General features: G+C 67.8%; 13 protein-coding genes and 1 tRNA gene. 8 read left to right on the top strand and 6 right to left on the bottom strand.

Annotation, left to right across the window (positions count from 1 at the left end; genetic code table 11):
- Nucleotides 1-145 precede the first annotated feature (145 nt).
- Both ACW17Z_RS00245 and ACW17Z_RS00250 read right to left on the bottom strand, forming a co-directional pair.
- The gene (locus ACW17Z_RS00245) at nucleotides 146-1,126 is read right to left on the bottom strand and encodes an endonuclease/exonuclease/phosphatase family protein (protein ID WP_492057165.1); all 981 of its coding nucleotides are present in this window, start codon (nucleotides 1,124-1,126) and stop codon (nucleotides 146-148) included.
- A gap of 39 nt (nucleotides 1,127-1,165) precedes the next feature.
- The gene (locus tag ACW17Z_RS00250) at nucleotides 1,166-1,771 is read right to left on the bottom strand and encodes a hypothetical protein (RefSeq protein ID WP_492057166.1); all 606 of its coding nucleotides are present in this window, start codon (nucleotides 1,769-1,771) and stop codon (nucleotides 1,166-1,168) included.
- A gap of 128 nt (nucleotides 1,772-1,899) precedes the next feature.
- Here ACW17Z_RS00250 and queA point away from each other — a divergent pair, with 128 nt between their 5' ends.
- Both queA and tgt read left to right on the top strand, forming a co-directional pair.
- Nucleotides 1,900-2,988: a tRNA preQ1(34) S-adenosylmethionine ribosyltransferase-isomerase QueA gene (gene queA, locus ACW17Z_RS00255; protein ID WP_492057167.1), complete on the top strand. Its 1,089-nt coding sequence runs from the start codon at nucleotides 1,900-1,902 to the stop codon at nucleotides 2,986-2,988.
- Nucleotides 2,989-2,990: 2 nt separating this feature from the next.
- Complete coding sequence (gene tgt, locus ACW17Z_RS00260) at nucleotides 2,991-4,106, top strand: tRNA guanosine(34) transglycosylase Tgt (RefSeq protein ID WP_419321264.1); 1,116 nt, start codon at nucleotides 2,991-2,993, stop codon at nucleotides 4,104-4,106.
- Here tgt and ACW17Z_RS00265 read toward each other — a convergent pair.
- The gene (locus ACW17Z_RS00265) at nucleotides 4,103-4,777 is read right to left on the bottom strand and encodes a hypothetical protein (protein ID WP_492057168.1); all 675 of its coding nucleotides are present in this window, start codon (nucleotides 4,775-4,777) and stop codon (nucleotides 4,103-4,105) included. The genes tgt and ACW17Z_RS00265 overlap by 4 nt on opposite strands.
- Nucleotides 4,778-4,902: 125 nt before the next feature.
- Between ACW17Z_RS00265 and ACW17Z_RS00270 the strand changes: the two genes are divergently transcribed.
- The 4 genes from ACW17Z_RS00270 to ACW17Z_RS00285 all read left to right on the top strand — a co-directional run bounded on the left by ACW17Z_RS00270 (nucleotide 4,903) and on the right by ACW17Z_RS00285 (nucleotide 8,260).
- Nucleotides 4,903-4,977 (top strand) — tRNA-Lys (locus ACW17Z_RS00270).
- A 513-nt stretch (nucleotides 4,978-5,490) separates the two neighbouring features.
- A complete protein-coding gene (gene cysT / locus ACW17Z_RS00275) occupies nucleotides 5,491-6,378 on the top strand; it encodes a sulfate ABC transporter permease subunit CysT (protein ID WP_492057169.1) in 888 nt (295 codons plus the stop codon).
- Nucleotides 6,378-7,223, top strand: a complete 846-nt coding sequence (gene cysW / locus ACW17Z_RS00280; protein ID WP_492057170.1) for a sulfate ABC transporter permease subunit CysW — start codon at nucleotides 6,378-6,380, stop codon at nucleotides 7,221-7,223. Before cysT ends, cysW begins: the two co-directional genes overlap by 1 nt.
- Nucleotides 7,224-7,240: 17 nt before the next feature.
- On the top strand, nucleotides 7,241-8,260 hold the full coding sequence (locus ACW17Z_RS00285; RefSeq protein ID WP_492057171.1) for a sulfate/molybdate ABC transporter ATP-binding protein: 1,020 nt from the start codon (nucleotides 7,241-7,243) through the stop codon (nucleotides 8,258-8,260).
- A gap of 4 nt (nucleotides 8,261-8,264) precedes the next feature.
- On the opposite strand, the gene ACW17Z_RS00290 is transcribed toward ACW17Z_RS00285, so the two are convergent.
- The 3 genes from ACW17Z_RS00290 to ACW17Z_RS00300 all read right to left on the bottom strand — a co-directional run bounded on the left by ACW17Z_RS00290 (nucleotide 8,265) and on the right by ACW17Z_RS00300 (nucleotide 11,824).
- Entirely contained in the window at nucleotides 8,265-9,251 is a 987-nt protein-coding gene (locus ACW17Z_RS00290) for a transglutaminase family protein (protein WP_492057172.1), read from the bottom strand.
- A gap of 73 nt (nucleotides 9,252-9,324) precedes the next feature.
- Entirely contained in the window at nucleotides 9,325-10,266 is a 942-nt protein-coding gene (locus ACW17Z_RS00295; protein ID WP_492057173.1) for an alpha-E domain-containing protein, read from the bottom strand.
- 34 nt (nucleotides 10,267-10,300) lie between these two features.
- Entirely contained in the window at nucleotides 10,301-11,824 is a 1,524-nt protein-coding gene (locus ACW17Z_RS00300; protein ID WP_492057174.1) for a circularly permuted type 2 ATP-grasp protein, read from the bottom strand.
- A gap of 255 nt (nucleotides 11,825-12,079) precedes the next feature.
- Between ACW17Z_RS00300 and ACW17Z_RS00305 the strand changes: the two genes are divergently transcribed.
- Complete coding sequence (locus ACW17Z_RS00305; RefSeq protein WP_492057175.1) at nucleotides 12,080-13,864, top strand: autotransporter assembly complex protein TamA; 1,785 nt, start codon at nucleotides 12,080-12,082, stop codon at nucleotides 13,862-13,864.
- An 83-nt stretch (nucleotides 13,865-13,947) separates the two neighbouring features.
- Complete coding sequence (locus ACW17Z_RS00310) at nucleotides 13,948-18,027, top strand: translocation/assembly module TamB domain-containing protein (RefSeq protein WP_492058568.1); 4,080 nt, start codon at nucleotides 13,948-13,950, stop codon at nucleotides 18,025-18,027.
- The last annotated feature ends 48 nt before the right edge of the window (nucleotides 18,028-18,075 follow it).

Below are 18,075 nucleotides of genomic sequence, written 5' to 3' on the forward strand. Positions count from 1 at the left end.
TCGGCCGCCGGCGGGAATTTCCGTAAGCTGCGCCGCTCTCAAAGTCGTCTTCCCCCCAGAGGACGATCGCAACACCCGCTGTCTGCGCGGACGGAAGATCACCAACTGCCGTATCTCCGTCATTCTGGGGCGAGGCGCTGGGCGACTAGTTCCGCCGCAGTTTGACGATGATCGGCCGGTGGTCCGAACCCAAAGCCGGCCCGCGCGTGACGCTGACGGTCTTCCAGGCCTTGCCCGCATAGACGTGATCGATCGGCAGGAACGGCGCCGGGGCATTGGCCAGGCGCGAGAAGCGGCCGGACGGCCAGGAGGGCACGGCGCGGGTGCGACGCTCAAGGCCCAGGGCCTTGTCCTGGCGCTTGAGCGTGAACGACCAGGGCGTGGAGTTGAAGTCGCCGGTCAGGATCATGTCGGACTTGTCGAAGCGGGCTACGGCGTCGACCAGCCGCTTGCCCTGCTGCTGCTGGGGACCGGCGGGCATGGGCCAGACATAGTGGATGCCGACGATGGTGAAGTCGCCCTTGGGGTCGGCCAGGGTCGCCCAGGCGCCGGCCAGGTCGCGACCCTCCGGATAGAAGCCATTGCGCGCCAGCATGCGCTTGCGGCTGAAGATCATGGTCCCGCAACGCTTCTTGCCATCGCAGGTGACGGAGAAGGGGTAGTAGGCCTTGAGGCCCTTGACCGCCGGCCCCGACATGCCGCCGGCCTCGACGATCACCACGACGTCGGCGTTCTGGTCCAGCAGCCAGCGCAGGGCCACTTCGGGCGTTTCGTTCTCGTGCCAGATATTGAACTGGATGACCTTCAGATCGTCGGGCCGCGACGCCATCCGCTTTGCGCCGGCGGCGGCCAAGAGTTCGGGGCCCATCAGGATCGCGCTGGCGATAACCGCAGCGCCGCCCAGACCGACGATCACCGAGCGCTCGCCATGACGCGCGAAGATCCAGCCCAGAACGATCGCGCCCACGCCCATGGCCAGCCACAGCGGCGTCAGGTGGGTGAACGCGTCCAGGCGATCGCTGAACACGCCGCCCAGGCAGGCGACGGCGAAGCCCGCGCCGACTACACCCAGCATCAGGCCGGTGCCGCGGAAGAAAAGGCTCAGGAGTCGAAGCAGAAGATCCATGGCCAGCCCATAACACGGACGCGTGCGACCGCGATGACTTCAGTCGCCGGCAAAGTAGAGGAAGCTGATATTGCGCATCGGCTCGGCGCCGATCCGCAGGCCGCCGGTCAGGACGCTCTGCGGCGGTCCGGGCGGGCCCGCAGCCCTGGCGGCTTTCAGGGCGGCGAGATCGAACACGCCAGCGAACACCACCTCGCCGACGCGGGGATCCTGGCCGCGAAACACGACCTCCTGACCGTCGACCCGATAGCTGTTGGGCAACAGGCGGAAGCTGACCGTGTGATAGACCTGTCCCAGTTCGTTCTCGGCCGTCGGGCTGGTGACATCCTCGAATTCCAGGAAGAAGGGCCCAAAGTTGCTGGGACGCTTGCCCTCTTCCCAGGACGCGAAGTCGCTGGGCGAGCCCATGTTGACGGACTTCAGCTTCCAGTTCCCGACCTGAACCGGCGTCTGCGTGAAGTAGTAGCCGAAGACGTCCAGCGTGGCGTCGCGCTGGAAATTGGCCGCGGCGGCATCGGTCGTGGGCTTGGCGGGCGGCGTGGCAGGCGCTGTGGCGGCGGGCGCGCCGGGGGGCGCAGCAGGCCGGTTGTCACAGGCGACGAGCAGAAACGGCAGCAGCGCGGCGCAGGCCAGCAGGCGTTTCATGACGATCTTCCCCCCGAAGACTATGGTTATTCGGGAGATTGGCGCCGCCGCTCCCGGCTTGTCCATGGCGCTCGCGTGGCGGCGAGTATCTTGACCTGCGGGCCTCGCCGTGTCCTTGAAGCCGCCCCATGCGCCTTTCCGACTTCGATTTCGTCCTGCCCGAGGACAACATTGCCCTGCGCCCAGCCGAGCCGCGCGATTCCGCGCGTCTGCTGGTGGTGCGGCCGGGCGTGGATGTGTCCGACCAGGTCGTGCGCGACCTGCCTGATTTCCTGCGCCCCGGCGACGCCCTGGTCTTCAACGACACGCGGGTGATCCCGGCGCGGCTGGCGGGTCTGCGCGAGGCCCGCACCACGGGCGGCGGCGACGGCGCGCCGGTGCCGGTTGAGGCCACCCTGCACCAGCGCGTCGCGCCGGATCGCTGGAAAGCCTTCATGCGTCCGGGCAAGCGCCTGAAGGTCGGCGACCGGGTGGCGTTCGGTTCTGACGAGCATCGCCTGGACGCCACCGTGCTGGAAAAGCACGAGGGCGGCGAGGTGCTGCTGGCCTTCGACCAGGCGGGGCCAGACCTCGATATCGGCATCGCCCGCCACGGCGAGATGCCGCTGCCGCCCTATATCGCCGCCAAGCGGGCCGAGGACGACCGCGACCGCGCCGATTACCAGACCGTCTATGCCCGTGAGGACGGCTCGGTGGCCGCGCCGACCGCCGGCCTGCATTTCACGCCCGATCTGTTGGAGCGACTGAAGGCGAGGGGCGTATCGCTGCACTTCGTGACCCTGCATGTCGGGGCAGGCACCTTCCTGCCGGTGAAGACCGACGTGGTGTCCGAGCACAGGATGCACGCCGAATATGGCGAGGTGACCCCCGAGATCGCCGACGCCCTCAACGCCGTTCGCGCCGCCGGCGGGCGCATCGTCTGCGTCGGCACCACATCCTTGCGGCTGCTGGAAAGCGCCACCGGCGAGGATCGCGTCATCCGGCCCTTCGCGGACGAGACCGCGATCTTCATCACCCCCGGCTACCGCTTCCGCGCCGCCGACGTGCTGATGACCAATTTTCACCTGCCCAAGTCGACCCTGTTCATGCTGGTCAGCGCCTTCGCCGGCCAGAAGACCATGCGCGAGGCCTATGAGCGGGCCATCGCCACGGGCTATCGCTTCTATTCCTACGGCGACAGCTCGCTGCTGTTCCCCGCCGAGCCTGACGAGACCTGAGCATGGCGTTCCCCTTCGAGATCTCCGCCACCGACGGCAAGGCCCGCACCGGCGTACTGAAGACCCCGCGCGGCGACATCCGCACCCCGGCCTTCATGCCCGTGGGTACAGCGGGCACGGTGAAGGCCCTGACCGTCGATCAGGTGAAGGACACCGGCGCCGACATCATCCTGGGCAACACCTATCATCTGATGCTGCGGCCGACGGCCGAGCGGGTGAAGCGCCTAGGTGGGCTGCACAAGTTCATGCGGTGGGACAAGCCGATCCTGACCGACAGCGGCGGCTTCCAGGTGATGAGCCTGTCGGGGATCAGCAAGGTCACCGAAGAGGCCGTCACCTTCGCCAGCCATATCGACGGCTCCAAGCATGTCCTGTCACCCGAGCGGTCGATGGAGATCCAGGCCGACCTGCTGGGCAGCGACATCGTCATGCAGCTGGACGAATGCGTCGCCTGGCCGGCCGAAGAGAAGCGGGCCCGCGAGGGTATGGAGCTGTCGGCTCGCTGGGGCATCCGCTCCAAGGCGGCGTTCGGCACGCGCGACAGCCAGGTGCTGTTTGGCATCCAGCAGGGCTCGACCTTCGAGAACCTGCGCCGCGAGTCGTCGCAGCGGCTACAGGACATCGGCTTTGACGGCTACGCCATCGGCGGGCTGGCGGTAGGCGAGGGGCACACGGCGATGTGCGAGGTGCTGGACTATGCGCCCGATCTACTGCCAGCGGACAAGCCGCGCTACCTGATGGGCGTGGGCAAGCCGATCGACCTGGTCGAGGCGGTGGCCCGCGGCGTCGACATGTTCGACTGCGTGCTGCCCACCCGCTCGGGCCGTCACGGCCAGGCCTGGACCTGGGACGGCGCGATCAACATCAAGAACGCAAAATTCGCCGACGACGATACGCCGCTGGATCCCGGCAGCGACTGCCCGGCCAGCCGCGACTATTCCAAGGCCTATCTGCGCCACCTGTTCAAGGCCGAGGAGATCCTGGGCCAGGTGCTGCTGTCCTGGCACAACATTGCCTTCTTCCAGGCCCTGACGGCGGCGATGCGCGAGGCGATCGCGGAGGGCCGGTTCGAGGCCTTCCGCCGCGACTTCGCGGCGCGGCACAACGCTGCGGGCTAGTTGGGCTTGGGCGTCGGCGGCGTCTGAACGATCGGGAAGCGCGGCTTGAAGCCTTCGGGCGGCGGCGGCATGCCGGGATCGACCACGGGGACGGGCGCGGGCGGCTTGTGCTGCGGCGTGGCCGGCGGATTGCACCCCCGCGCCTCGCCCAGGCCCTTCAGATAGGCTCGGCGCACATTGCCCGAGGTGATGGCGCTCTGCACCAGCCGGTCGTGACGCTCGGCCCCGCTGAGCTTGCGCACCCAGCCGCGCATCGGGATCATGTCCTGCGCGGCGCTGGCCACCGCGCCCAGGGCGGCGCTGCCGGCGGCCTTGCGGCCGCGATCCATCAGGTCTTCGTTCTCTTCGGGGGGATGGGCGTCGAGGTCCTCGCCCAGGGCCACATCAAGCGGTGAGATCAGACCGATCAGGGTGGCGCAATTGACGCGCTGCGGCCGGGCGTAGGGATCGCTCATCGCCTCGATGAGGGTCGGCGGGATCTTGGTGCGGACAATATTGACGTCACGCAACGGCGCGCTGACCGCGCCGGAGATGCCGTCCCGGTTGGCGTCCGATGTGGTCTGGATTTTCGAATCAGCGGGCGGCGTCGGCGCGGGTTGCTGCTGGGACAACGCCGGCGCGCCGGCCAGCGAGAGCGGAAAAATCAGGGCGGTGAGCAGGAATTCACGCATAGACCGACTTTATCGCGGCAAAAGAGGCGGCGTCATGTCAAACAACCGGCGAAACCCCGCTTGCGGCTGCGGCGACCCCCGACTATGTTCCGCGCCGCTTCTACCGGCGTCGCCGCGTCGTGAGCGGGCCGGTAGCTCAGTGGTAGAGCATTCGACTTTTAATCGAATGGTCGTGGGTTCGAACCCCACCCGGCCTACCAATCCAACCCTCTGATCTTGGGTTGGCGTCTTCACCAGGAAGCAGGCGTCTTGATCGCGGGCAAGGTTCCGCGCGGATCGCTTCCGACCCTACGAACGCCAGATCTGACAAGCCGGTTGCGCAACTGCGGCTGGGCGCGAGTCTAGTCCTGTCGCTCGCGTCGACGCCTGGCCGCACGGCTTCGCCGCCAACGTTCGAGGGCGGGTTCGACAAAGGGCCATGCGAACAGGGCCGCCAGGATCAGGATGATTGCGAAGGCCAGCTTCAGCACCTTTTGAACTCCCCCGAAGTTCGTATCGCGCGCGCAGGGTCTTGATGCAGCGGCAACCAAGTTCAACCACCGAGCGGCTGATTTGCATGGTAAGTTTTTCTGAGGTCGTCGGGGGAGAATTCTCAATTGACCCCACCGATGCGGTAGGGATTTAAGCAGCCTAGCTTTGCGGCCCATGGACCTCTTTCTGGGCCAGGCGCGTTTCACACCGGACTTCGCCGGAACCAGGACGACGATCAGACGATGACCGCCGAGACCGCCGCCGCGATCCGCCCAAGACTTCCGGGGGGCGCCCCTGTCGCCCGAAGGCCGCTGTTTCGACGTCGCTCGGCCATCCCGGGCTTCACCCTGACCCTGGGCGTGACCCTGACGGTCCTGTCGTTGATCGTCCTGATCCCATTGTCGGCCGTGGCGCTGAAAGCCGCCGAGTTGTCACCCGCCCAGTTCGTCGCTGCGGCCTTCTCCGAGCGGGCCCTAGCGGCCTATCGCCTGACCTTTGGCGCAGCCCTCGTCGCCGCCGCCATCAATGGCGTGTTCGGCGTGCTGACCGCCTGGGCGCTGGTGCGCTACGAGTTTCCGGGCAAGGCGCTGGTCAACGCCCTGGTCGACCTGCCGTTCGCCCTGCCCACGGCCGTGGCCGGCATCGCCCTGGCCACGCTCTATTCGCCCAACGGCTGGATCGGCGCCTATCTGACGCCTCTGGGGATCAAGGCGGCCTACAATCCGATCGGTGTGACCATCGCCCTGATCTTCATCGGCCTGCCGTTCGTGGTCCGCACCATCGAGCCGGTGATGCGCGACCTTTCGCACGATGTGGAAGAGGCCGCCGCCAGCCTCGGGGCGGGCCGGATCGACACCATCCTGCGCATCATCCTGCCGGCCCTGGGTCCGTCCTGGCTGACCGGCTTCGCCCTGGCCTTCGCCCGGGGCATTGGCGAGTACGGCTCGGTGATCTTCATTGCCGGCAACATGCCCTACAAGTCCGAGATCGCGCCGCTGCTGATCATCATCCAGCTGGAGCAGTTCGAGTATGCCAATGCGGCCGCGATCGCCGTGGTGATGCTGGGCGTGTCGTTCCTGATGCTTCTGGTCATCAACGCCGTGCAGGCCTGGGCGAGAAGGTTCTCCTGATGGCGGCTCCGCGTCTTTCCACCGAAGATTCCGCCTGGGCCAAGGTTCTGATCATCACCCTGGTCCTGGCGTTCCTGGGTCTTGTCCTGATCCTGCCGCTGGCCGCCGTGTTCGCCGAGGCCCTGCGCAAGGGCCTCCAGCCGGCGCTGGACGCCATCGCCAATCCCGACGCCATCGCCGCCGTCAAGCTGACCCTGCTGACCGCCGCGATCACCGTGCCGTTCAATGTGGTGTTTGGCCTGTGCGCCGCCTGGGCCGTGGCCAAGCACGAGTTTCCGGGCAAGAGCCTGCTGATCACCCTGATCGACCTGCCGTTCTCGGTCTCGCCGGTCGTCGCCGGCCTGATCTATGTGCTGGTGTTTGGCCTGCAGGGCTGGTTCGGCGACCATCTGGTCGACAACGACATCAAGATCATCTTCGCCGTGCCCGGCATCGTGCTGGCCACCATCTTCGTGACCTTCCCCTTCATCGCCCGCGAACTGATCCCGCTGATGCAGGAGCAGGGAACCAGCGAGGAGGAGGCGGCCGTGTCGATGGGGGCCTCGGGCCTCTACACCTTCTGGCGGGTGACCGCGCCGAACGTGCGCTGGGGCCTGCTGTACGGCGTGCTGCTGTGCAACGCCCGCGCCATGGGCGAATTCGGCGCCGTGTCGGTGGTCAGCGGCCACATCCGGGGCCTGACCAACACCATGCCGCTGCACGTCGAGATCCTCTATAACGAGTATGATTTCGTCGGGGCCTTCGCCGTCGCCGCCCTGCTGTGTCTGCTGGCGATCGTGACCCTCGTCCTCAAGACCGCGCTTGAAGTCGCCCAGCCCGGCTCGCGCCGGCGCGGCGGCCACTGATCGGAACGCCAGACCTCATGACCATCTCCATCCGTTCCGTCGAAAAGAAGTTCGGTCGCTATCCGGCGCTGGACAAGGTCGGGCTCGAGATCGCCGACGGCGAGCTGCTGGCCCTGCTGGGGCCTTCGGGCTCGGGCAAGACGACCCTGCTGCGCGTGATCGCCGGTCTGGAGTTCCCCGACGCGGGCCAGGTGCTGTTCCACGACCAAGACGTCACCTTCGCCTCGGCCGCCGCGCGCCGCGTGGGCTTCGTGTTCCAGCAATATGCGCTGTTCAAGCACATGACCGTGGCCCGCAACATCGCGTTCGGCCTGGATGTCCGCAAGGGCAAGGACAAGCCGTCCAAGACCGAGATCACCAAGCGGGTCGATGACCTGCTGCGCCTGGTCGAGCTGGAAGGCCTGGGCAGCCGCTATCCGTCGCAGCTGTCGGGCGGCCAGCGCCAGCGCGTGGCCCTGTCGCGGGCCCTGGCCGTGCAGCCCAGCGTCCTGCTGCTGGACGAGCCGTTCGGCGCCCTGGACGCCACGGTGCGCAAGTCGCTGCGCAAGGAATTGCGCCGGGTGCATGACGCCACCGGCGTCACCACCATCTTCGTGACCCACGACCAGGAAGAGGCCCTCGACCTGGCCGACAGGGTGGCCATTCTGAACCATGGCGTCATCGAGCAGGTCGGCACGCCGGCCCAGGTGCATGATGAACCGGTTTCGCCGTTCGTTTGCGGCTTCGTCGGCGAGGCCAACCGCTTCGAGGGCGAAATCTCGAAGGGTCGTTTCAGCGCGGGTTCGATCTTCCTTCCTGCGGCGGGCCTGGCGGACGGCAAGGCTGTCGGCTTCGTGAGGCCCCATGATCTGGTGTTGGATGAGGCGGGCTTCGCCGTCCAGGTCAACCGCGTTCATGTCCAGGGCGCTTTGGCGACCGTCGATGGATTGACCCCGGACGGTCGCCGGATCGAGGTGACGGTGTCACGCGACCAGGCCGAGCAGTTTGCCGGCGCGGTAAAGCTGTCGGCCCGCAAGGCCCACGTCTTCCCGGCTTAGGCCGCTATTGCTGCTGTTGCTGCTGCTGCTGGTGGATATCGTGGCGGAGGGCGGCGGCATTGTCCGGGCGACGGCGTCCGCCGGCGAAGTTGGGGCGCGCCATGCGCAGGAACTCCGGCTCGGCCAAGGCCGCGCGGGCCCGCCGCACCGAGACGCCCACCGCCAGTTCGCTGTCTGAGTCGCCCTTGTAAACGCCGCGCGAGGGCGTGACGTCGGCATAGTCGCGGCCCACGGCCACAGCCACATGGCGCTCGCCGGTCATCATGTTGTTGGTCGGGTCAAAGCCCACCCAGCGCAGGCTGGGCAGGAACACCTCGACCCAGGCGTGGGTGGCGTCCGGATCAGAGCGGTCACCCGCGTCGCGGTCGGTGAACAGGTAGCCCGAGACGTAGCGCGCCGGAACGTTCCAAGAGCGGCAGACGGCCAGCATGATGTGGGCAAAGTCCTGGCAGACCCCGCGGCCGGCGCTCAGGGCCAGGTCGATGGGGCTGTCGGCGTCGGTGACGCCGGGCTGATATTCAAAGGCCTGATAGATGGTCTCCGACAGCATCCGCATCGCCGTCAGCGGATCCCTGCGGCGCAGGTCGTCCAGATTGTGCTCGTTGACGAAGGCGTCCAGCGCCTCGGTGGTCTCGACGAAGCCGTGCATCCGCAGGAAGTCGAAACACTCGCCACGCACGAACTCGCTGCGAAGCCGGTCCCATTCACCCATGTCCAGGGCGTCAGGGCGCTCGCCGGGCGACTCGGTCTCGACCGCCGAGCGCGCGACGATGGTCAGCTTGTCGTGCGGCTGGGGCACGTCGAAGTGATAGACGGCGTTGCCGAAACTGTCGGCATAGGAAAACACCTGCGCGGCCGGATTGATGTCCAGCTCGAAGCTGATCAGGCGCTGGCGGGCGGTCTTCTGGGGCTGCATCCACAGCTCCATCAGGCTTTCGCGAACCGGGCGCTCGTAGTGGTACTGGGTGACGTGGCGGATTTCGAGCAGCACGGGATAATGTCCTTACTTGGTCGCGTGACGGGCGCCGAAACCGCTGACACTTTCGGCTGTCACGCTCGCGGTCCTAGGCCGGAAGACGCATTTCGAGCGGATAGGCCACGAAGGTCTCATAGATCGCTTCGTGGATGCGCGCGCACTCGTTGACGACGGTGGCCAGCAGGGCGCCGGCCCCCTGGTTTTCAAGTTCGTTGATGTCGGCGAACTGCAGGCGGGCTTTCAGGCGCCCGGCGATGCGTTCAGGCCCGGCCCCTTCGCCGCCGGCCCGGCGGGCCAGCACGCTGAGATTGGCCTCGATCTGCGAGGTGGCGAAGCGGATCGAGCGCGGGAAATCCTCGTCGAAGACCAGGAACTCCAGGATGTGCCGGGGCTCGATCTCGGCCGTGTAGACCCGCAGATAGGGCTCAAGCGCGCAGGCCATCCGCAGCAGGCTGACCAGGGCGATGTGGTCATTGATCTGCCGGCCGGGCGTTTCGGCGAAACACACCTCAAGCAGGCGCGAAACCAGCTGGGCGCGCTCCAGATACATGCCCAGCATCATGAAGCGCCAGCTCTCGCCGTGGCTCATGGTGGTGTCTGCCGCACCCTTGAACAGGTGCAGGTCGGCGATCACGTCGTGCAGGAAGGTGGTCGAGGCGTCGGCGAAGTCGCGCTTGGCGTTCTCGTCGGTGACTTTCAGGTAGAGCAGGTTCAGCCGCTCCCAGGTCTCGGTGGTGATCTGGTCGCGCACCTGGCGGGCGTTCTCGCGGGCGCGGGACAGCGACGAGACCACCGAATTGGGATCGGAGCGATCCAGAACCAGCGCCTCTGCCGCCTCGAACGAGCCGACGGCGCTGCTCATTTCAGGCTCGCCGACCGCCGACAGGGCGATCCAGACCGCCTGGACGCCGGCGTCGGTCTGGTCGAGCGTGGCGTTGAGCATGACGCTGGACAGCCGCGACAGGTGTTCGGCGCGTTCGATGTATCGGCCCAGCCAGTAGAGGCTGTCAGCGACCCGAGCGAGCATCATGCGAGCGACCCCTTCTTGCGGGACTTGGCGAGCATCATGGGCGTGTGCTCCCATTACCGTTGGAGCCGTTGGCGGGGCCATCGTCGGTCAGAACCCAGGTGTCCTTGGATCCGCCGCCCTGGCTGGAATTGACCACCAGCGAGCCGCGCTTCAGGGCCACGCGGGTGAGGGCGCCGGGCGTGACGATGGTCTTCTCGCCCGACAGGATGAAGGGGCGCAGGTCGACGTGGCGTGGCTCGATCCGGCCATCCACCAGGCAGGGCGCGGTCGACAGCTGGATGGTCGGCTGGGCGATGTAGTTTTCGGGATCGGCCTTGATGGCGATGGCGAAGTCATCGCGCTCCTTCTGGGTGGCGTGCGGGCCCACCAGCATGCCGTAGCCGCCCGACGCGCCCACGGCCTTGACCACCAGCTTGTCCAGATTGGCCAGCACGTAGCCCAGCTGCGCCGGCTCGCGGCACAGGAAGGTCTCGATATTGGGGAGGATGGCGTCTTCGCCCAGATAGTAGCGGATGATCGCGGGCACATAGGCATAGACGGCCTTGTCGTCGGCCACCCCGGTGCCCGGCGCGTTGCAGATCACCACATTGCCGGCCCGATAGGCGTTGAACAGGCCGGCCGCGCCCAGCGAGGAGTTGCGCCGGAAGGTGAGGGGATCGATGAAGTCGTCGTCCACCCGGCGATAGATCACGTCCACCCGGCGGATGCCCGTGGTCGTGCGCATGTAGACCATGTTGTCGTGGACCACGAGATCGCGGCCCTCGACCAGGGGCACGCCCATCAGCCGCGCCAGATAGGCGTGCTCGTAATAGGCCGAGTTGTAGACGCCAGGCGTCAGCACCACGACCTGGGGGTTGGGCCGCCACTCGGGGCTCATGCTCTTCAGGGTGGCCAGCAGCAGGTCGGGATAGCGCTCGACGGGACGCACGCCGGCGGCGCGATAGGTGCCCGGAAAGGTGCGCTTGGCCGCGTCGCGGTTGGCCAGCATGTAGGAGACGCCCGACGGCACGCGCAGATTGTCTTCCAGCACCGCGAACTGGCCGTCCTGGCAGCGGATCAGGTCGCTGCCGCAGACATTGGCGTAGGATTTGTGCGGCACATAGATGTGCTGCATCTCGCGGCGATAGGACGGCGCGCCCAGCACCAGTTCGCGCGGCACGACCCCGTCCATCAGGATCTGCTGGTCGCCATAGATGTCGGCGAGGAACAGGTTCAGGGCCAGAAGGCGCTGGGTCAGGCCGGCTTCGATCTTGGCCCATTCCTGGGCGGGGATGATCCGCGGAAAGAGGTCGGTCGGAATGATCCGTTCCGTGGTGTTCTCGCCGCCGCCATAGACCGTGAAGGTGATCCCCTGCAGCAGGAACGACCGCTCCAGGGTCTGCTGGCGCCCCGCCAGCTCGGCCCCGCCCAGGGTCGACATGCGGGCATGCAGGGGATCGTAGTGCGAGCGCACAGCGCCACCGGGCGCGAACATCTCGTCGTAGGCGACACCGGGCAGGTAGGCCGCCTCCGTCAGGGGAAGGGTCGGTGCATCCAGATCTTGAATTTTCGCAGCCACGCCTTCGTCCACGCTTGTCTTGCCTTGGGCTCCGTCGAGTCAGACGCGCCGCCCCCAACCCTAGAACGTCGCGGCGTCTGAAGTCGGCGATTTTCGCCGCCGCCGCGTCAATGCGCACGACTGCCCATCATTTGGGCGCCTTTTCGGCGGGGAGGGAAGCGCTCGCTGTCTTCCGTTCCCTGCATTTCCGGCCGTGACAGCGGCGAGACCGGCGACTACAGGGGAGCGGGGGCGCTCCGCGCGGGGATATACGGCTTGGTGCGTAGACGATTGGCCCTCGGGATCGCGACAGCGGCTTTGCTGGCTGCGGGCGGCGCGTGGGCGGATGAGCCGGCGGCGACGATCACCGGGGTTGAAGACAAGGCGCTGCGCGAAGCCATCCTTCGCGTGCTCTCGATTTCCAAGACTGCGCCTCAAAGCCGCGCAGAAGCCCGACGCCGCGCCCGTGACGCCGGCGACGATGTGGTCGCGGTGCTGCGCGCCGAGGGCTATTACGCCTATGCCGTCGAGCCCGACATCAGCGAAGGCGATCCGCCGCGTGGCGTCGTCAAGGTCTTGCCAGGGCCGGTGTTCGTGCTGGCCGATCCCACCATCGTCTGGCGCGGCGCGCCGCCCGACGAAGGCGTGAGCCAGAGAGCCGTCTCGGCCATGAGCCTCACACCCGGCGAGCCGGGCCGCGCCGCCGACATTCTGGGCGCCGAGGGCCGGGTGATCGCTCAGGTCCAGCAACTGGGCTATGCTGATGTCGCCGCCGAGCCGCGCGAGGTCGTCGTCGACCATGCCGACCACACGGTGCGTCCCACCTTCAATATCGCCGCCGGGGACCTGACCCGCTTGGACGGCGTCGAGCTGATCACCACGGGACGCAGCAACCCGGCCTGGGTCGCCCACCTGACACCGTGGCAGGCCGGCGACGTCTATGATCCCGAGGATATCGCCGAGCTGGAGCGGCGCCTGAGGGACACGGCCGTCTATGACTCGGTCTCCGTCTCGATCGCGCCCCTTGAGAAGATTCTCCCCGACGGCCGCCGGCCGGTGGTCGTGAACCTGACGGACCGCCCGGAACGCACCATCGAGCTGGGCGCGGGCTATTCGACCAGTGAAGGGCCGGGCGTCGATGCGCGCCTGATCCGCTACAACCGCCTGCGCCGGGCCGACACCACCACCTATACGGCGCGCCTGGCCAAGCTGGAGCAGCGGCTTGAGGGCGAGGTGGCCCTGCCGCACTGGCGCAGGCCCCAGCAGACCCTCAAGCTGAACGGCGCGGTGTTCCGCGAAACCACTGACGCCTATGACGAAACCGGCGCGACGATCAGCGCCGACCTGACCCAGCGCCGCAAGACTACCTCGTATCGCACCTATGGCGTGGCGCTGGACCTGTCGCAGTCCGAGCAGCTGCAAACCACCAGCGCCGGCTCGGTCAAGGAAACCCTCAACCTGGCCACCCTGACCACCTTGGGCGCTATGGCGTGGGATCAGTCGGACGACATCCTGGATCCGACCCGCGGCTGGCGCTTCGAGGCGCGGGCTGAGCCGACCGCCAGCTTTGGCGACACCACCCTGGCCTATCTGCGCGCCCAGGTTCAGGGCTCGGCCTATCTGCCGTTCGGAGAGCAGGCCGGCACGGTCTTGGCCGCCCGGGTAAAGGTCGGGGCGATCTTTGGGGCCCTGGTCTCGGAAATCCCGGCCTCGCGGCGTCTGTTCTCGGGCGGCGGCGGCTCGGTGCGTGGCTATGCCTATCAGGCCATCGGGCCGCGCCTGGCCGACAATACACCCCAGGGCGGCGTGTCGCTGGTCGAGACCTCGTTCGAGGTGCGTCATCGCTTTACCCAGCGCTGGGGCGGGGTGGCCTTTATCGACGCGGGCGCCATCGGTCCGGAGCGCAAGCCCGACACCGAGGACTTCCGCTTCGGCGCGGGCATCGGCGTCCGCTACGACCTGGGCTTTGGCCCGATCCGCGCAGATATCGCCATCCCGCTGGGCAAGCGCGCCGGCGACCCGGCCTTCCAGATCTATCTCAGCATCGGGCAAAGTTTTTGACCGACGCGCCTGAACATCCCATCGAAGAGGCGGTCGAGACCGTCGTTGAGGTCGCCAAAAAGGTCGGCGGTCCCGGCTGGTTGATGATCGTGTCGATCGTGGCGGTGGTGATCGTCGCGGTGTTCTTCGGCGGCCTGCGCTACGCGCCCATCACCCCCCAGGGCCGCATGTTCCTCGAGGCCCGGGCCAGCGGCCTGAAGCTGGGCCGCATCGGCCGGCTGAAGATCGAGGGCCTGTCGGGCGATATCTGGAAGGATTTCGCGGTCCGCCGCCTGACCATTGTCGACGAGAAGGGCGTCTGGCTCGAGGCTCATGATGTCCGGGTGGCCTGGCGTCCCGCTGAGCTGTTCAGTCGTCGCTTCCACGCCGAACGCATCGACGCGCGCGATGTGATCGTATTGCGCCGCCCGACCCTGACGCCCAAGGGCAAGTCGGGGGCCGCGCCGGTCTCGGTGGATCTGGACGCCTTCGCCCTGCGGCTGATCACGCGGCCCGAGTTCAGCCGCGAGGCGGGCGACTTCGATGTGGTGGGCGCCTACGAGATGGCGCGACAGGGCGGCAACAAGGGCCGCATCGGCGTCGCCAGCCGTCTGCATCGGGGCGACCATCTGACCTTGGACTTTGATCTGGGCCGCAACGACACGCTCCGCCTGAGCGCTGACGCGGTGGAGGCCAATGGCGGCGCCATCGCCGGCGCCCTGGGCCTGCCCGTCGACCGTCCCTTCGACCTGAAAGCCAGGGCCGACGGGGCGATGAACAAGGGCGCGTTCAGCGTCACGGCGAAAACCGGCAAAGACATTCCGCTGGATGCGACGGGATCATGGACGCCGCAGGGCGGTTCGGCGCGGGGGCGGATCGATCTGGGCGCCTCCAGCCTGACGCGTCGGCTGGAGACCATGTTCGGACCCGAGGCGGCGTTCACCGTCGACGGGCGCAAGGCGACCGGCGGCCTCTATGACCTGACCACCCATATTCGCGCCGAGAATCTGGTGCTCGACTCCCGGGGACTGGCCGACATCGGCAAGAGGCGGACCGGTCCAGACGGCCTGCCGTTCACCGCGCGCATCGGTTCGCTGAAGAAGATCGTATCGATCCCGGAAATGGGGACGGGTCTGGTCGACGGCCGTTTCCGGCTGGAGCCGGGCGGCTTTTCGGTCGAGGGCGACGCCGACGTCTCCAATCTTTCGCTGTTGGGCTACCAGTTGGCGCGGGCAAAGGGTCCGGCCATGGTGCGGTGGTCGAAGGGTGAGCTGACGATCAAGGCGCAGGCCGCAGCGCAGGGCGGCGGCGGACGCGGCGTCTTGGCCGTGCTGGGCGCCAGCCCCAAGGCCACGTTCGAGGGCGCGCGTCTCAAGGACGGGCGGTTCCTGATCCGCTCGGCGACGATTACCGGACCCAATCTGGTGGTCACCGGCGAGGGTGACCGCGGCATCCTGGGTGGGCTGAATTTCAAGGGCGAGGCGCAGGTCGCCAGCCTGGCGCCGATCCGCGCCGGCGCGCGCGGCAAGCTGGTTGCAAAATGGTCTGCCGGCAGCACCAACGGTAAGCCCTGGGGTTTCACGGTCGACGCCAGGGGGCAGGACTTCGCGGTCGGCCTGGCCGAGCTGGACCGGCTGCTGGGCAAGGCCCCGCGCCTGAGCGGCAAGGGCGCCTGGAGCGACGGCGTGCTCTCCATCGCCGACGCCAGGCTGGAGGGCGCAGCGGCCGAGGTTCGCACCTCCGGCGCCCTGCAGCGCGACGGTGGCCTGGGCTTCAAGCTGGACTGGACCGCCACCGGACCCTTCCGGGCAGGTCCGATCGAGGTGACGGGCAAGGCCCGGGGCGACGGTGCGGTGACCGGAACCCTGGCGGCGCCCAAGGCCGACCTGACGGCCGATTTCGACTCTATCGATCTGCCAAAACTGCCCCTGACCAGCGCGCATCTGGTGCTGACCTTTGCCCGCACGGCCGGCGGCGCGGATGGCGTGGCGCGACTGACCGGGCAAAGCAGCTATGGCCCGGCCAGGGCGGGAGCGGCCTTCAGGTTCGCGACCGGCGGGCTTGATCTCAGCGACGTGGACATTGACGCGGGGGGCGCCAAGGCCACCGGCGCGGTCTCTCTGCGCGGCCGCCGACCGGCTTCGGCCGACCTGACCGTGGCCATTGGCCCCGGAGCGTTCCTGCCGCAAGGCCGGGTGTCGGGCTCGGCGAAGATCGTCGATGCTCCGGGCGGTGCGCGCGCGACCCTGGACCTGACCGCCGAGGACATCACGAGCGGCGGCTGGACGGTGCGCTCGGCCCGCCTCAAGGCCGACGGGGCCATGGCCAACCTGCCCCTGACCCTCGATGCGCAGGGCCTGGCGCCCGGCGGCCGGTGGCGCGTGGCGGGATCCGGCGCCCTGGCCCAGTCCGGCGAGGACTACGCCCTGTCGCTAGACGCCGCCGGTCGCATGGGCCGTACCGACGTCAAGACCCGCGAGACGGCCCTGATCCGGTTTGGCGGGGCCTCGACCATTACGCGACTGCGGTTGCTGGTCGGTGATGGCCAGGCCGACGTGGACGCCGACCTGGGCGGCGAGACCGCCAGCCTCAAGGCGCGCCTGGCCGGTGTCAGCCTGACCGCCTTCGATCCCGACCTGGCCGGCGACATCGACGGAACCGTCAACCTGCGTGGCCAGGGCGAGACCCTGCTGGGCGATTTCGCGGCCAGGCTGACCGGCGCACGCGAGCGTGGCTCCAAGATCGAGCAGTCGCTGGACGCCCATATAGAGGGCGACCTGAAGGACCAAATACTGACCCTCGTCGCCGAGGGCGCCAACCGTCAGGGTCTGAAGTCGGAAGCCCGACTGACCCTGCCGGCCGAGGCGTCGGCCAGGCCGCTGCATCTAGCGATCGACCGTCGCCGGCCGGTCACCGGAACCTTCAAGGCCCAAGGCGAAATCAAGCCGCTGTGGGACCTGTTGCTGGGTCCCGAACGCTCGCTGTCGGGCAAGATCGACGCCGAGGGGACCCTGGCCGGCACCCTGGCCGATCCGCGTCTGGTGGGGCGGGCGTCGCTGGATGGCGGTGGCTTCGAAGAAGGCCGAACGGGGCTGCGTCTGCGCAACATCACCCTGCGCATGGCCTTGGCCGACAACGCCATCGACGTTAGCCAGGCCTCGGCCGAGGACGGCCTCAACGGCGCGCTCACCGGCGGCGGGCGCATCAGCCTCAACCGTGACGGCGTCAGCAGCTTCAAGCTGGACCTGAAGGGTTTCCGGCTGATCGACAACGACCTGGCCACGGCGACCGCCACCGGCCAGGCCACCGTCAACCGGTCGGCCGACGGCAAGGTCAAGCTCAGCGGCGACCTGACCATCGACCGCGCCGACGTTTCGGCCCAGAGCAAGACCCCGGCTGGCGTGGTCAGTATGGACGTCATTGAACGCAATCGCCCCACCGATCTGGACCAGGGCACGCAGCCGCGCCGCGCCAGCCCCGGCGGCGGCATTGCACTGGATATCAATCTGAAGGCCCCGCGCCGTGTGTTCGTGAGGGGACGCGGCCTGGACGTCGAGCTGTCGCTGGACGCCCATGTGGGCGGCACCTCGTTTGCACCCAACCTCGAGGGCGTGGCCCGCATGGTGCGCGGCGAGTACGACTTCGCCGGCAAGCGCTTCGAGTTCGACGACAATGGCGTGGTCACCCTGTCGACCCAGCTTGACCGCATCCGCCTCAACCTCAGCGCCCGCCGCGAGGATTCCTCCCTGACCGCGATTGTCAGGATCCAGGGCACGGCCGCCAAGCCCGAGATCACCCTGACCTCGACCCCGGAACTGCCCAGTGACGAAGTGCTGAGCCAGGTGCTGTTCGGCGAATCGGCTGCCCAGCTTTCGCCGATCGAGGCGGCGCAGCTGGCCTCAGCCCTGGCGGCTCTGGCGGGCGGCGGCGGCTTCGACGTGATCGGCAATCTGCGCAGCTTTGCGCGGCTGGACCGCCTGGCCTTTGCCGAGAGCGCCGCAGGCATGACGGTGGCCGGCGGAAAGTATGTGACCGATGACGTTTATCTGGAGATCATCGGCGGCGGGCGCGAAGGTCCCGAGGCCCAGGTCGAATGGCGGATTCGCCGAACCCTCTCGCTGGTCTCTCGACTGGGCAGCCAGGGTGACGCAAAGCTTTCCGTTCGCTGGCGAAAGGACTACTAGAGGGCAAGGCTGTTGCGCGGGCGCCCGGTTACCTCGTCAGAGGAAACA

This window comes from Caulobacter sp. GSs2, assembly GCF_058680895.1.

What these genes read in the sequence shown, in the direction of transcription:
- ACW17Z_RS00245 (WP_492057165.1), bottom strand. Translation starts at nt 1,126, where the DNA reads ATGGATCTTCTGCTTCGACTCCTGAGCCTTTTCTTCCGCGGCACCGGC.
- ACW17Z_RS00250 (WP_492057166.1), bottom strand. Translation starts at nt 1,771, where the DNA reads ATGAAACGCCTGCTGGCCTGCGCCGCGCTGCTGCCGTTTCTGCTCGTC.
- queA (WP_492057167.1), top strand. Translation starts at nt 1,900, where the DNA reads ATGCGCCTTTCCGACTTCGATTTCGTCCTGCCCGAGGACAACATTGCC.
- tgt (WP_419321264.1), top strand. Translation starts at nt 2,991, where the DNA reads ATGGCGTTCCCCTTCGAGATCTCCGCCACCGACGGCAAGGCCCGCACC.
- ACW17Z_RS00265 (WP_492057168.1), bottom strand. Translation starts at nt 4,777, where the DNA reads ATGCGTGAATTCCTGCTCACCGCCCTGATTTTTCCGCTCTCGCTGGCC.
- cysT (WP_492057169.1), top strand. Translation starts at nt 5,491, where the DNA reads ATGACCGCCGAGACCGCCGCCGCGATCCGCCCAAGACTTCCGGGGGGC.
- cysW (WP_492057170.1), top strand. Translation starts at nt 6,378, where the DNA reads ATGGCGGCTCCGCGTCTTTCCACCGAAGATTCCGCCTGGGCCAAGGTT.
- ACW17Z_RS00285 (WP_492057171.1), top strand. Translation starts at nt 7,241, where the DNA reads ATGACCATCTCCATCCGTTCCGTCGAAAAGAAGTTCGGTCGCTATCCG.
- ACW17Z_RS00295 (WP_492057173.1), bottom strand. Translation starts at nt 10,266, where the DNA reads ATGATGCTCGCTCGGGTCGCTGACAGCCTCTACTGGCTGGGCCGATAC.
- ACW17Z_RS00310 (WP_492058568.1), top strand. Translation starts at nt 13,948, where the DNA reads ATGATCGTGTCGATCGTGGCGGTGGTGATCGTCGCGGTGTTCTTCGGC.